At 37.0% G+C, this 13194-nt stretch carries 12 protein-coding genes; 10 read left to right on the forward strand and 2 right to left on the reverse strand.

Annotated features, from left to right (window positions below; all coding sequences use genetic code 11):
* Positions 1 to 106 precede the first annotated feature (106 nt).
* The 6 genes from EW028_RS20570 to EW028_RS20595 all read left to right on the forward strand — a co-directional run bounded on the left by EW028_RS20570 (position 107) and on the right by EW028_RS20595 (position 6225).
* Positions 107 to 1252 carry a VanZ family protein gene (locus tag EW028_RS20570; protein WP_131522170.1) on the forward strand — a complete coding sequence of 382 codons (1146 nt, stop codon included), beginning with the start codon at positions 107 to 109 and terminating at the stop codon, positions 1250 to 1252.
* 13 nt (positions 1253 to 1265) lie between these two features.
* Positions 1266 to 2600: an FAD-dependent oxidoreductase gene (locus EW028_RS20575; protein WP_131522171.1), complete on the forward strand. Its 1335-nt coding sequence runs from the start codon at positions 1266 to 1268 to the stop codon at positions 2598 to 2600.
* A gap of 14 nt (positions 2601 to 2614) precedes the next feature.
* Positions 2615 to 3091: a glutathione peroxidase gene (locus EW028_RS20580; protein ID WP_131522172.1), complete on the forward strand. Its 477-nt coding sequence runs from the start codon at positions 2615 to 2617 to the stop codon at positions 3089 to 3091.
* A gap of 150 nt (positions 3092 to 3241) precedes the next feature.
* Positions 3242 to 4009 carry an ABC transporter ATP-binding protein gene (locus EW028_RS20585; protein WP_054548905.1) on the forward strand — a complete coding sequence of 256 codons (768 nt, stop codon included), beginning with the start codon at positions 3242 to 3244 and terminating at the stop codon, positions 4007 to 4009.
* Positions 3996 to 5864 carry an ABC transporter permease gene (locus EW028_RS20590; protein WP_131522173.1) on the forward strand — a complete coding sequence of 623 codons (1869 nt, stop codon included), beginning with the start codon at positions 3996 to 3998 and terminating at the stop codon, positions 5862 to 5864. Before EW028_RS20585 ends, EW028_RS20590 begins: the two co-directional genes overlap by 14 nt.
* Position 5865: 1 nt before the next feature.
* Positions 5866 to 6225 carry a YxeA family protein gene (locus tag EW028_RS20595; RefSeq protein ID WP_004233888.1) on the forward strand — a complete coding sequence of 120 codons (360 nt, stop codon included), beginning with the start codon at positions 5866 to 5868 and terminating at the stop codon, positions 6223 to 6225.
* Between the two features lie 105 nt (positions 6226 to 6330).
* Here EW028_RS20595 and EW028_RS20600 read toward each other — a convergent pair whose 3' ends face one another.
* Positions 6331 to 7716 carry a sensor histidine kinase gene (locus EW028_RS20600; RefSeq protein ID WP_131522174.1) on the reverse strand — a complete coding sequence of 462 codons (1386 nt, stop codon included), beginning with the start codon at positions 7714 to 7716 and terminating at the stop codon, positions 6331 to 6333.
* Positions 7713 to 8435 carry a response regulator transcription factor gene (locus EW028_RS20605; protein WP_131522175.1) on the reverse strand — a complete coding sequence of 241 codons (723 nt, stop codon included), beginning with the start codon at positions 8433 to 8435 and terminating at the stop codon, positions 7713 to 7715. The genes EW028_RS20600 and EW028_RS20605 overlap by 4 nt, the downstream gene beginning before the upstream one ends.
* 215 nt (positions 8436 to 8650) lie before the next feature.
* Between EW028_RS20605 and EW028_RS20610 the strand changes: the two genes are divergently transcribed.
* The 4 genes from EW028_RS20610 to EW028_RS20625 all read left to right on the forward strand — a co-directional run bounded on the left by EW028_RS20610 (position 8651) and on the right by EW028_RS20625 (position 13136).
* Positions 8651 to 9265: a PH domain-containing protein gene (locus tag EW028_RS20610; protein WP_131522176.1), complete on the forward strand. Its 615-nt coding sequence runs from the start codon at positions 8651 to 8653 to the stop codon at positions 9263 to 9265.
* 84 nt (positions 9266 to 9349) lie between these two features.
* Positions 9350 to 10708 (forward strand): acetamidase/formamidase family protein, encoded by a 1359-nt coding sequence (locus tag EW028_RS20615; RefSeq protein ID WP_131522177.1) that lies wholly within the window; start codon positions 9350 to 9352, stop codon positions 10706 to 10708.
* Between the two features lie 198 nt (positions 10709 to 10906).
* Complete coding sequence (locus tag EW028_RS20620; protein WP_131522178.1) at positions 10907 to 11461, forward strand: HPP family protein; 555 nt, start codon at positions 10907 to 10909, stop codon at positions 11459 to 11461.
* 181 nt (positions 11462 to 11642) lie between these two features.
* Entirely contained in the window at positions 11643 to 13136 is a 1494-nt protein-coding gene (locus tag EW028_RS20625) for a hypothetical protein (RefSeq protein ID WP_227744990.1), read from the forward strand.
* The last annotated feature ends 58 nt before the right edge of the window (positions 13137 to 13194 follow it).

A 13194-nucleotide genomic window follows, 5' to 3' on the forward strand; every position in this document is an offset into this window, starting at 1 on the left:
GAATTAAGGATTATGTAAGCTTGATGAAATATACATGTCGTATTGAAGGACTAAACTTAGTTTTAGTGTTCAGAAAATAGGGCAATTTAAAGAGAGAGGTGTTTCTATGTCAACGTACACGCAATCCATTTTTATAGCATTTTTCATAACCATTATTTTATCCTTTGTACTTTTTATACCATGGCTGATTTATACGTATCGCAAGTATGGATACTTATCGATGTCCAAAACCATTATCATGTTCTCATTTATTTTTTACTTTTTATCTGCGCTTTGTTTAGTATTACTACCATTTCCGTCTACAAGAGATACTTGCTCACTTCAATCCGCGGACACCGTTCATACTAATTTGCGACTTTTTCAATTTGTTGATGATGTTTTAAAGGATAGTGGCGTTGTAGTAACAAATCCATCTACATGGCTTGCTATCACAAAACAACAGGCATTTTTTCAAGCCTTCTTTAATTTCTTACTACTAATGCCTTTCGGCGTTTACTTGCGATATTTTCTTAAAGAAAGAAGGTACTGGAAACGTGCATTTTTAATTAGCTTTTTGCTAACATTGTTTTATGAGGTCACACAAAGAACAGGCATATATGGCATCTTTAATTGTGCATACCGAATCTTTGATGTTGATGACTTATTACTAAACAGTGTAGGTGCGCTCCTAGGTTTCTTCTTAGCACCAATTGTTTGGGCATTATTCCCCTCTCATGAAGAGGTTGAGGCTAAAGCTGCTGAAATGGAAAAAAATGATATTGTTAAGCCGATTTCTATTTTATTAGCTTTGGCCATTGATTTATTTATCGTCCAATCAGTTTGGATGATTATTGGTGTTCTGACAGGGTATAGCGGTACTTTTGAATTCTTAGTGCAAATGGCTCTGTACGTGGTACTCTTTGGGGTGTTACCAAGTATGATGAATGGTGCAACACTCGGTATGAAGGTGATGCGTTTTACAATGGTCAACAAGAATGGCAAAAGTATTGTAAAGCAATCATGGCGTCGTTGTATTGCTATTATCGCTACCTTGTGTTTATCAGAAGCCATTACAACATTAGGTGACATCCAATTAGATATGGATTCACCATTTTATGTTCTACAAATTGTCATTTCTCTACTTGCTGCAATAGCAGGTTTTGCACTTACAATGATAATAGCTATTCATGTGGTACGGGTCATCGTAAGTGGTGGAAAACGACGTTTGTATATCGATCAATATGCAGATTTAATGGCAACAAGGAAAAAATAAGGGGGCTTGTAGAATGAAATACGTCATCATTGGGGGAGATGCTGCAGGTATGTCTGCAGCAATGGAAATCTATCGGAATGTTCCAGGAGCAGAAATAACTACTTTAGAACGTGGTTTTATTTATTCATATGGGCAATGTGGATTGCCTTATGTTGTAGATGGTCGTATTTCATCAACCAAACGTCTAATTGCAAGAGATGTCGAAACTTTTCGAGATAAGTATGGCATTGATGCAAGAGTTGGCTATGAGGTAGAGAATGTAGATATAGAGAAGAAGGTTATTACAGGTACACAAGCAAGTGGCGATAAATTTGAGATTGCCTACGATAAACTTCTTATTGCAACGGGGGCTAGTCCAGTCATGCCTGTGAAAAGGGGGAATGAGCTAGATGGTATCCATACGGTAAAAACAATTCCTCAACTGGAAGATTTGATGGCAGATTTAACACCAGAGATTGAGCAGGTAACAATCATAGGTGGTGGCTATATTGGTTTAGAAATGGCTGAAACCATACAAGCCTGTGGGAAAAAGGTAAGACTTATTCAGCGCGGAAGTCATGTGGCTCGTATTTTAGATGAAGAGCTTGCTCAGCATGTTCATGAGGAAGCGAAAAAGACCGATGTAGAGCTGTTATTAAATACGAGCGTTGAAGCTTTTGAAGGAAATAAACGAGTGGAACGTGTGATTACAGATAACGGCGTTCTAGAGACGGATTTAGTCATTGTCGCTTCTGGCATAAAACCAAATACACAGTTTTTAAAGGATACTGGGATTGCACTTGCAAAAAATGGAGCGATCATTGTAAATCGCCATTTAGAGACTTCCCTTGAAAATATTTATGCAGCTGGCGATTGTGCAACTCACTTTAATATTGTGAAAGAACGTTTAGATTATATACCTTTAGGAACGACTGCCAATAAGCAAGGCCGTTTAGCAGGTCTCAACATGTCAGGCAAATTTGCCCCGTTTAGAGGAATTGTGGGCACTTCTATTTTAAAATTTTTCAATTTAACTATTGCTACAACAGGTATTAATGAGCGCGATGCTAAAGAGCTTGGTTTTGACTATGAGGCATTTAAATTATCTGCACGCCACATAGCCGGCTATTATCCAGGTGCACAACGTATGTTTATAAAAGTGGTCGTTCGCAAGCGTGATCAATTGTTATTGGGTGCACAAATCGTGGGACCAGCGGGAGTCGATAAGCGTATCGATGTGTTTGCGACAGCATTATATAGTAAAATGACCTTACCTGATTTGCTAGACTTAGATTTGGCCTATGCACCACCATTCAATGGTGTTTGGGACCCTTTGCAGCAGGTGGCAAGAATGAATGGACGTTTATAATAGGAGGTAGAGAGATGAGCATTTATGATATTAATGTAACTTTAGAAGATGGTACTATCTATAGCCTTGAACGTTATAAAGGAAAGCCGATGCTAATTGTTAATACAGCTTCCAAATGTGGCTTTACACCACAATTTGAAGAATTAGAAGGTCTCTATGAAAAGTATCAGGAGCAAGGTCTGGTTGTACTTGGTTTCCCATCCAATCAATTTAAACAAGAGCTAGCGACAGCTGAAGAAGCGGCCTCCCAATGTCGATTAACATATGGTGTGACATTTCCCATGCATGAGATTGTTAAGGTGAATGGTAAAGAAGCACATCCTATTTTCGATTATCTTACTTCCCACTCCAAAGGATTTTTAGGCAATAGTGTTAAATGGAACTTTACAAAATTCCTTGTAAACCGTAATGGAGAGGTTGTTGGACGATACGCTTCAGCAGATAAGCCAAGTAGCTTTGAGGAAGATGTTCAAAAAGTATTAGCACAATAGATTAAAAAGATTCATGCACAGTTTGTGTATGAATCTTTTTTTGTCTACACATTTCAAAAAGCAGATGATTTAAGGTTGCTGTAAGTTTGCGACAAATTTGCTGTAAGTTTGAGGTCGTATACTAAAGTCAGAAAGAAGAGGTGAGCGTATATGACGCCATTATTAAAGGTACAAAACGTTGGGAAAAATTACGGCAAAGGCGCAAATACTTTTACAGCGCTATCGAATATATCATTTGAAGTAGAAAAGGGAGAGTTTGTTGGAGTAATGGGTCCTTCTGGGGCTGGAAAATCTACGCTTCTTAATGTATTAGCAACGATTGATACGCCAACAACTGGTGAAATTATTATTGAAGATACTAATTTGGCACGTATGAAGGATGCTGAATTAGCGGATTTTCGTCGAGACAATTTAGGGTTTATTTTCCAGGATTATAACTTGCTCGATTCTTTAACAGTGCGAGAAAATATTGTTTTACCACTAGCGATTGCAAAAATGCCGACAAAGGCTATTAATGCAAGAGTTGATCGAATTGCTGCATTGTTTGGAATTAGTGATTTGTTAAACAAATATCCTTATCAAATTTCAGGTGGGCAAAAGCAGCGTACAGCCTCGTCGCGAGCATTAGTGACAGAACCAAAACTAATTTTTGCCGATGAGCCTACAGGTGCGCTAGATTCAAAATCTGCAACCGATTTATTAGAAAGCTTAAGTGATTTAAACCAATCTCAAGCCGCAACGATTATGATGGTTACACATGATGCCTTTGCCGCTAGCTTCTGCCAGCGCATTCTATTTATTCAGGATGGACAGCTATCTAAGGAAATTCAACGTGGGACTCTAACGAGGAAGCAATTTTTCCAAGAGATCTTGCAGGTGCTATCTAGCATCGGGGGTGGAGTAAATGACGTTATTTAGTTTAGCGCGTAAAAATATTCAACGCAATTTATCGAATTACTTTTTATATATTGCCTCAATGGTATTTAGTATCGTTATTTACTTTACGTTTGTGACGCTCAAATATAATGATGATCTTTCAGCCTTAAAGCAATCGTCACAACAAATTAAAGGTTTAATGAGTGCCTCGTCAGTCGTACTTCTGTTCTTCATTGTCATCTTTATGGCCTATTCCAACTCGTTTTTTATGAAGAAGCGGAAAAAGGAAGTAGCCCTTTACTCGTTACTAGGTGTACGTAAGCAAAAAATTGGCTTAATGCTCTTTTTTGAAAATTTAGTCATAGGGCTTGTCTCTCTTGTGTTTGGTATCCTTCTAGGTTTCTTTATGTCCCAAGGGCTATTAATGATACTAGTACGCTTAATGGGCTATGAAGTGGTTGGTAGCCTGACATTTTCAATGGAGGCGCTAATTAATACAACGGGCATTTTTACACTACTGTTTTTATTCACATCCTTACAAGGTTACCGTGTGATTTATCAATTTAAACTAATTGACTTATTCCATGCAGACAAACAGGGAGAGCAAATTCCACGTGCATCATTAGTAGCTGCTTTACTTGGCACTGTACTTATTGCATTTGGTTATTATACAGCTGCCTCTGATATGTTTACGAGTGAAATATGGAGATTCTTTACGGTATTAGGTACGCCATTAATGGTTATAGGGGTAACAATTGCAGGGACATACCTTCTATTCCATAGTGTGAGTGTCTTTGTATTAACAGCATTAAAGAAAGCAACATCATGGTCCTGGAAGGGTTTAAATTTAATCGGTGTTTCTCAGCTATTGTATCGTATTCGAGCCAATGCCAAATCGTTGTCAATCATTGCAATTTTAAGTGCCACTACGATTACAGCAGGTGGCGGTGTCTTCGGTATGTATTATAATGCAGAAGCTTCTGTACGTCAGATGCTGCCAAACACATTTATGTGGAAAGGCGAGACAGTAGAATTTTCACAACAGGATGTCTTATATAATGAAGCACTGGCTGTGAAAAATTTACGTGTGGATAATGAATTCTCATTTTTCGAATATACATTACTTAAGGAATCGGACTATAATCGCTTAGCGAAATTACAAGGCAAGGATAAAGAGCTACACATTCCAGAGGGTTCTACGGTTTTACTGGATGCAGCCTATGATGAACGATTTTCACATGATTTTACAGGTGAGGACTTTAAGCTACAAAACGGAGACTCCTTCCATGTAGAGAAGATGTACACGGAAAGCGTATTAAACTTTATAGCAGCTGGAACAGTTCTCGTTGTGAATGATCAAGAGTTTAAAGCTACTGATGCCGATGAGATTATGATGCAGGTTGTTGGATTGGACAATGATTTGAAACAACAGGACGTGTCGAAAGACATTTACCAGCAGTTGTCTTCTGAACAACAAGAATCATTTTCTAGTGTACCGCAAAGCTATGAGGATAGTTTAGCAACAGTTGGTGCCCTATTGTTTGTGGGAAGCTTCCTAGGATTGGTCTTCCTAGCGGCAACAGGCAGTATTATCTACTTCAAAATTTTAACGGAAGCCGAAGAAGATCAGGCAAAATATGCTATTTTAAATAAAATTGGTGTAAATAGTAAGCAAATCTTAAAGACAGTAGCAGGACAGGTCGCTGTTATCTTTAGTGCGCCGCTTATTGTGGGTATTGCACATAGTGTGTTTGCATTACTAGCATTTTCACAGCTATTTAACATGAATATTACAAAACCAGTCATCTTGTGGATGATTGCATATTCAGCTATTTACTTTATTTATTATATCTTTACCGTTCGTTCGTTTTATAAAATAGTGAGACAGGGGAATTAATATGAAAAAAGTATTTTTCGGAATAGGTGCATTGTTTATCTTATTCGTAGCAGGGTTAATTGTATTGATGACTGTAGATTTTAACCGATTAAATAAAGATACCTACTATGTTCATATCACGGCTGATGGTGAGGTAGAGGAGTATAAAGCAGATAGTGGTGAAATCTTTAAAATGTATTGGTACGAGCTACCTACTTACGATAAAAATGGGGAAGAGAAAACATTAAAGTTTTCTGCTCATAAAAATTTACGCCAGGATGCTTATTTAAAGCTTTACGTGAAAAAGGAAACAGAAGTTACTTCATTTGATGAAGTGAAATTCCATGAATTACCTGCTAAAGTGCAGGATCAAATGAAATAGCACAAAGAAGGAGTCTCAACATTTGAGACTCCTTCTTTTCCACACGAAAGTTCAGTGCAAAGTATTTAGCGTTTAAATTCAACTGGTTAAATTTGGTTTATTTATTTAGTATTCCTTTTGTAGATCAATAATAACGCATGTACCTTTTCCTTTTTCCGAGGTGATGGTCACTGTTCCTCCATGGGCCTCAATGATATCTCTAGCAATAGCTGTACCTAAACCAGTCCCAGCAGTATTGTCTGTATTTGTGCCTCGGTAATAGCGTTCAAAAATATGTTCTAGATCCTCTGGGTCTATTCCCTTGCCATTATCAGAAATTGTAAGAGTATGCTCATCAACAGACACATGGACAGATACATCGGGAGCATTATGAAGCAATGCATTGTGTAAAAAGTTCATGATAGCTCTGCGCATAAAATGTTCATCGATTTGATGCAGACTTTTCTCGGTTGTCGCCTCAAACATAAGATTAGCTTGTTCATATTGTGGTGTATTTAATGTTTCAATCACTATCTCTCGAATAAAAGGCACCATGTTCACTTCATTTAGTGTAAGTGGAAGCTGTTGATGTCTTAAACGCATCGTTAAATTTAAGTCATCCAGCAGATTTTGCATATGCAATGATTGCTTTTCTACGATTTGAGCATACTCCATTTGCTCAGTATTTGTTATTTGTGCATCATTCAATAGTTCTGCATAACCTCGAATAGAGGCAAGTGGTGTTTTCATATCGTGTGAGACATTACTAATCCATTCTTCACGCATAATCTCTAGTCTCTTTCGCTCCTGTTCATGGGCTGCCAATTCTCGTGATACTTCATTTAAGTTTTCAAAAACCGGCTTGTAGACACCACCAGGAGACTTAATAGACGTATGATCATGGTTCTTTAAATGATGAATGCGATCTATCATCGCATAAAGAGGTTTCGTTAATGTGCGACCAAAAAGCCACCCTACTAATGTAGCTACTAACAAGTCCGCAATTACGATGAACAGGCCAAATTTCCCTATAAACTGTAAAAGTGATGTGCCAGAAACATGCGTAACAAACCTTGTAACACCGCTACCTTTAATACCGATTAAATAACTAATGGAATCCTTACTGCCGATATACACCGTAGTATCAGAATCGAATTCTTTATATTTATATACTTGAATTAAGTCGATAGGTGCATAGTGCAATGGTGCTTTAGCTGGTGCAAAATGAGCATCAATCACTTGACCATTTTCATCAAGCAATTGTATCCAAGCATTTCTTTGATGCAATTCTTCGATTCCGTCTGCACGTATGGAGGTTGCTCCATTTTTTAACTCGATATATTTTTGAAATTCCCGCACAAAGTGCTCCTCTTTGGTGGCAGAAACGCCTTCAGAGTCAGTTGCTAGCCGATAAGTAAGGAGTCCCATGAAGATAGCTGTATTGACGAAAATAACAATGATGACGATAGAAAGTACAGAAAGGAGAAAGCGAGCGGTTAATTTCCACTTCATTCTTGTGCCTCTTTTGGCATGACAAACTTATAGCCAAGTCCTTTTACCGTTGTGATATATAGAGGATTAGAGGCATCTTCCTCAATTTTTTCACGCAATCGGCGAATATGCACCATAACAGTGTTATCGGAACCGAAGAAATCCTCTCCCCATACACGTTCAAACAATGTTTCTTTACTTAAGATTCGATTGGGATTGTGCATAAAACACGCCATTAATCCAATTTCCTTAGCTGTTAACTCCAATAATACGCCATTTTTATGCACTTCAGTTTCATCGGCATTCAACTGAAATGGCCCAATTTGGAGTGCTTTTTCAACAATATTCGTTAGGGTATCTTGTGTTTGATAGCCAGCTCTACGTAATTGCGCCTTCACACGATAGGCTACTTCTTTCGGGCTAAAAGGTTTTGTAATATAATCGTCTCCGCCAATGGCTAGTCCTAAAATTTTATCAATTTCCTCATTTTTAGCAGACATAAAGAGCACAGGGACATGGGATACTTCACGGATACGTCTACATAAATCGTAGCCCTCACCATCGGGAAGCATGACATCTAGAAGTATAATATCGGGTGTTGTTTGTTGAAAGCTTGTCCAAGCATCGTGAATGGTACCAGCTGTATAAATTTGTTTGTAGCCCTCTTTTTGTAAACTTACTTTTAGTAGATTCGCTAAATCTGCCTCATCATCCACTACTAAAATGGTTGGTTCTTGCACTTGTTCACACGACCTTTCGATTTGGAAGAATCTTTACTGACAATTATTATAAATGAAATGTATAGAAAAGAGGAAATGTTGGGTTATATAGCTTAACCAGTAAATGCTTTTATTCTACAAGAGAAGAAGAACATTTTTTATATAAATCAATACCTGATGAAACCTTTACAGATTCTAAAGCGTAAAAAGAGTATGACAAATTAGGAGGAATGACGATGTTTAAAAAAATAGCAGCAGATGCACTTGGACTTTCAGATATTGGTGTGGTTGTGCCAAGAGAGGACTATGATAAGACAGATGCAGATGATTTTATCTTACATGAAATTGATGAAAAAATTTACTTTTTAATTAAAACGAAGGCAGATGAGTATTGCTTTACAAATCGTGCGATTATTCATGTAGATGGCGAAAGTGCTATGAGCAAGAAACGATTACTGCGACGCTATGACTACTCAATGTATACTGTGACAGAAGTTTTTCTCGAAACAGCAGGAACAATCGACCTTGATGTCGAAATTAAGTTTACAATCGCCAATTCCCCACTATCCATCGACATTCATAAACGCTTTATTGATGACATTAAAGATTTATATAAAGCACTACATGCCATTAGCTATGAACAAAAGAACAATGCTTATAAGCTAGAAGTAGCGGAAAAAAGTTTAAACATAGCATCATCATCACTTGGTCGAATTGGCAATGACAATATATCTCCTGCGTCGTCATTCAAAGAAATTACAAGCTTTGCGAATACTTGGATGATCGATCATAAAGATAAGTATAAAAAAGAAGACTTCTCACATATTTTTGATTTATATATGAACAATTGATAAAAATAGCTCTCTGCAAGTGTAGAGAGCATTTTTAACATATAACGATATACATAAAAATTATTCTAGGAGCGTGATTAGAAAATGACAAACGACATGCATGTGCTAGAAAAAGAAGAAGTAGAAAGTGATGATTTTATACAGCAACCTCAAGCCGCTGAAACATTGTTCGTAAATGAGTTTATTGATGGTATTTTAGATCCATCACAGAAGATGTTAGGGCCGCTTAAGGATGGTGGAACGATTATTGCCAATACAACACCTGGATGTTGGGGACCCATGCTTACTCCTACTATTCGTGGAGGACATGAAGTAACGAAGCCCGTGTTTGTAGAAGGAGCAGAGGTGGGAGACGCCATTGTTATAAAAATTAAATCTATTCAGGTCACATCTCTTGCAACTTCGTCTGGCCATGATGAAGCAATTGTAGATCGATTCATTGGTGATCCATTTGTTTCTGTAAAATGTCCAGGCTGTGGCAAGCTTCATCCAAGCACAGTTGTAAAAGGAATAGGCCCACATGCAATTCGATGTTCTACATGTGATACAGAAACGGCACCCTTTAAAATGACAAACGGCTATACGATGGCACTAGATCATAAAGGGCAAATGGGTGTAACTGTTGGGCGAGAGGGTGCTAGACGAATTGCACTTGATGCTAGAAACTACATGAGAACACCTGAAAACGCTGTACAAAATCCTGTTGTTGCATTGGCTCCAAGCGACTTAGTAGGTGTATTGGCGAGAATGCGACCATTTTTAGGTCAGCTTGGGACAACCCCTTCTAAAGCGATGCCTGATTCACATAATGCAGGTGACTTTGGTTCATTTTTAATTGGAGCACCACATGAATATGCTTTTACTCAAGAAGAATTGGATTTACATCGTACCGATGGACATATGGATATCAGCCGAGTACGAGAAGGTGCGACTATTATTTGTCCAGTCAAGGTACCAGGCGGTGGTGTATATATTGGAGACATGCATGCTATGCAAGGGGACGGCGAGATTGCAGGACATACAACCGATGTAGCGGGTATTGTGCAGCTTCAAGTTAAGGTATTGAAGAAAGTAGCTTTGGAAGGCCCAATTTTACTACCAAACGTAGAAGACTTACCTTATACAGCAAAGCCCTTTACCAAGGAAGAAAAACGTCGCGCACGTGAGCTAGCGGAGGAATTTGGTGTTAAGCAGGTAGAGGATGCATTCCCAGTGTCAGTGGTTGGTTCTGGTAAAACGTTAAATGAGGCGACTGATAACGCGATTAGTCGAGCTGCGAAGCTATTTGAGATGAGCGAACCAGAGGTTTTAAACAGAGCAACTATCACAGGCTCCATTGAAATCGGACGCCATCCAGGGGTTGTTACAGCCACTTTCCAAGTACCTAAAACTGTATTGAAAAAGGTAAGAATATATAAAACTATTAAAAAACAATATGACTAATAATGATTTCTTGAAAAAGCAAACTTTTAAAAGTTTGCTTTTTTGTATGAGCTACAAGTCAGATAAGTAAATGTTTGTCTGAAATTTGAAGTTTGGATTGAAATCTATTGTTGTGTTGATATAATAGTTAAAGTTTAACAATGATTAACAGGACCTTATATAAAATAGATGAGTATAGAAGAGAAAAGTTGGTGTCTAATGACAGAAATTATAGGTGTAGAAAACAAAATAGAGAAAAAGAATAGTATAAAACCTTTTATATTAAAAATGAGAGGAGGAGGTCATGCTCCTTCTCGAACAAATTTCGCTGATGCCTTTACTGGAGCATTGGGAGGATTAATATGCATTTTTGTGTTGCTATGGTTAACTAACCTTACCGATTCACCATGGTTAATGGCATCATTAGGCGGTAGCTGTGTCCTTATATTTGTCGTCTGGAATGCACCTTTGTCCCAGCCTCGAAATATAATTGGAGGTCATTTCATTTCGGCATTTATCGGGTTGGCCATGTATTCATTACTAGGCTCCAATATATTGTCTATTAGTCTTGGTGTTGGATTAACTATATTTTTTATGGCCTTTTTAGGGGTCATCCATCCTCCAGCAGGCGCCAATCCTATAATTATTATTTTAGGAGGTTATGGTTGGAGTTATTTACTAACCCCTGTATTAATTGGAGCAATCATCATTGTATTTTTCGGTTTGTTGATCAATAATTTACGAGAAAAAAGAAAATATCCGTTGTTTTGGTAAAGATGATATCCATCTATGTAGTGTGTTCACTTATATAGATGGTTTTTTATATTTGTTAACGTTTTTGCTATGCATACCCATATTTTTTTAGCATATGTTAGTTAAGATTTGTTATATTGAAGAAAGAGTGTAAAAATCATGTATTTGAATGATAGGGGAAGATCTTTGTTGGTAGAAATTGATGGGAGGATCCATTTTTATGCTGTTGGACTGTGATGAGCAATTATTCATGGCTTATAAACAAAGAAGTAAAAAGGGTGCTGAAAATATACTAGCAACTTGGCTGGAGGCAGAGTCAAATCTGCAAGAAGATCCAAAAATACTTGGTACTTCACTTTCACCCAATCTATTTTTAGTAAACGAAGAAACGGCTAAGAATATTGCCTTTTCCACAGCACGTAAATATTGGGGTCATGTATCAACAGAAATGCAAATATATTTTGACAAATATGGCTTAGATTCAAAATTTGTGAATGAGCGTCTCAGTGCTTTTTTCTATACACAAAAAGGTAAAGATACTTTTTTTGAGCAGCTTTTTGCACAACATACAATAGACTTAGAACGATTAATTTGGTTAGTCTTTGGGAAAAGAATGCAAATAGCTATGCCAGTTAATGAGCTACAATCAATTATTTTATATAAATTTCAAGATGAATATTTAGTGCATATGATGTATAAAGAGCATGCATCTTTTTGGCATTGGCTTTTCACAAAAAAAGTTTATTCACTGCTTATCCACAAACCTTTAGAGCAATTCACATTTCTTTATGAAATAATGGGACATTTCGAGCATTCTGTGAGAGAAAATTGTGAACATGTGGATAACTTTGTGAATAACTATAAAGCGATACTGGATAAGTGTATAACTCATGTGGATAAGCATAATGCTAGCTGTTTGGCAAAGAAACAGTTACGTCTTTATCAAATTGTTACTCATTATTGCTTATCAGAAGGTGATTTTAATCGTGTCAAATCGTTTATTACCTCATTTGAAGCGGAATGGCGCTACTCAATGTATGCACTATCAGAGAAGGAAAAAGTGTTAATTGCCTATATTTTATTTCATATAGCAAATAGAGAACAGCAGAGTGAAAACGTTATACATTATGGTGAATATTTATTAGAGGATGAACGAATAAATAATTATGCCATTGAAATATTACTAGAGTATAAAGAGCTATTACCAAATCGTAAACCAACACCACCTGCCATTATTAAAAATTATCAGTTAAATTATTTAGAAAATTTATATGCCATTCTACTAGAGCATTATGTAAAAATGGCACGTTATGAGGATGGCTTACTTTTATTAAAAGAGCATGTTTTAGCATCGAATAAAAAAATTAATTCTTCATTAGTACAAAAAAACTTTAGTAGTGAACAGCTTATTGCAATTGAAGCATATGTTCAACAGGATATAGCACTTCATGTGAATAACTCTCTACAACATATTGGCTTGTCTGTGGAAGAGTGGCGACGCAATTATCGTCAACCAAATGCACCATACTATGTTGTAGCACAAAGTGCCTCCCTGCATATGTTAAATATTTTAAGAGTTTTGTTTGTAACAGAGCAGTACGAGCTTTTTGAAAAGTTAATGGAGATTTACAAAAAATATCTACTAATAGATGATCACTTTGAAAGCCTTCGTATGTTTATTAGTGCGTATGTATAAAAAAGGTGTCTAATACGTCACAGTATTAGACACCTTTCATAGTGTTGAAAAACAAAAC

It is taken from the genome of Lysinibacillus sp. OL1, from assembly GCF_004332175.1.
Lineage (GTDB): Bacteria > Bacillota > Bacilli > Bacillales_A > Planococcaceae > Lysinibacillus > Lysinibacillus capsici.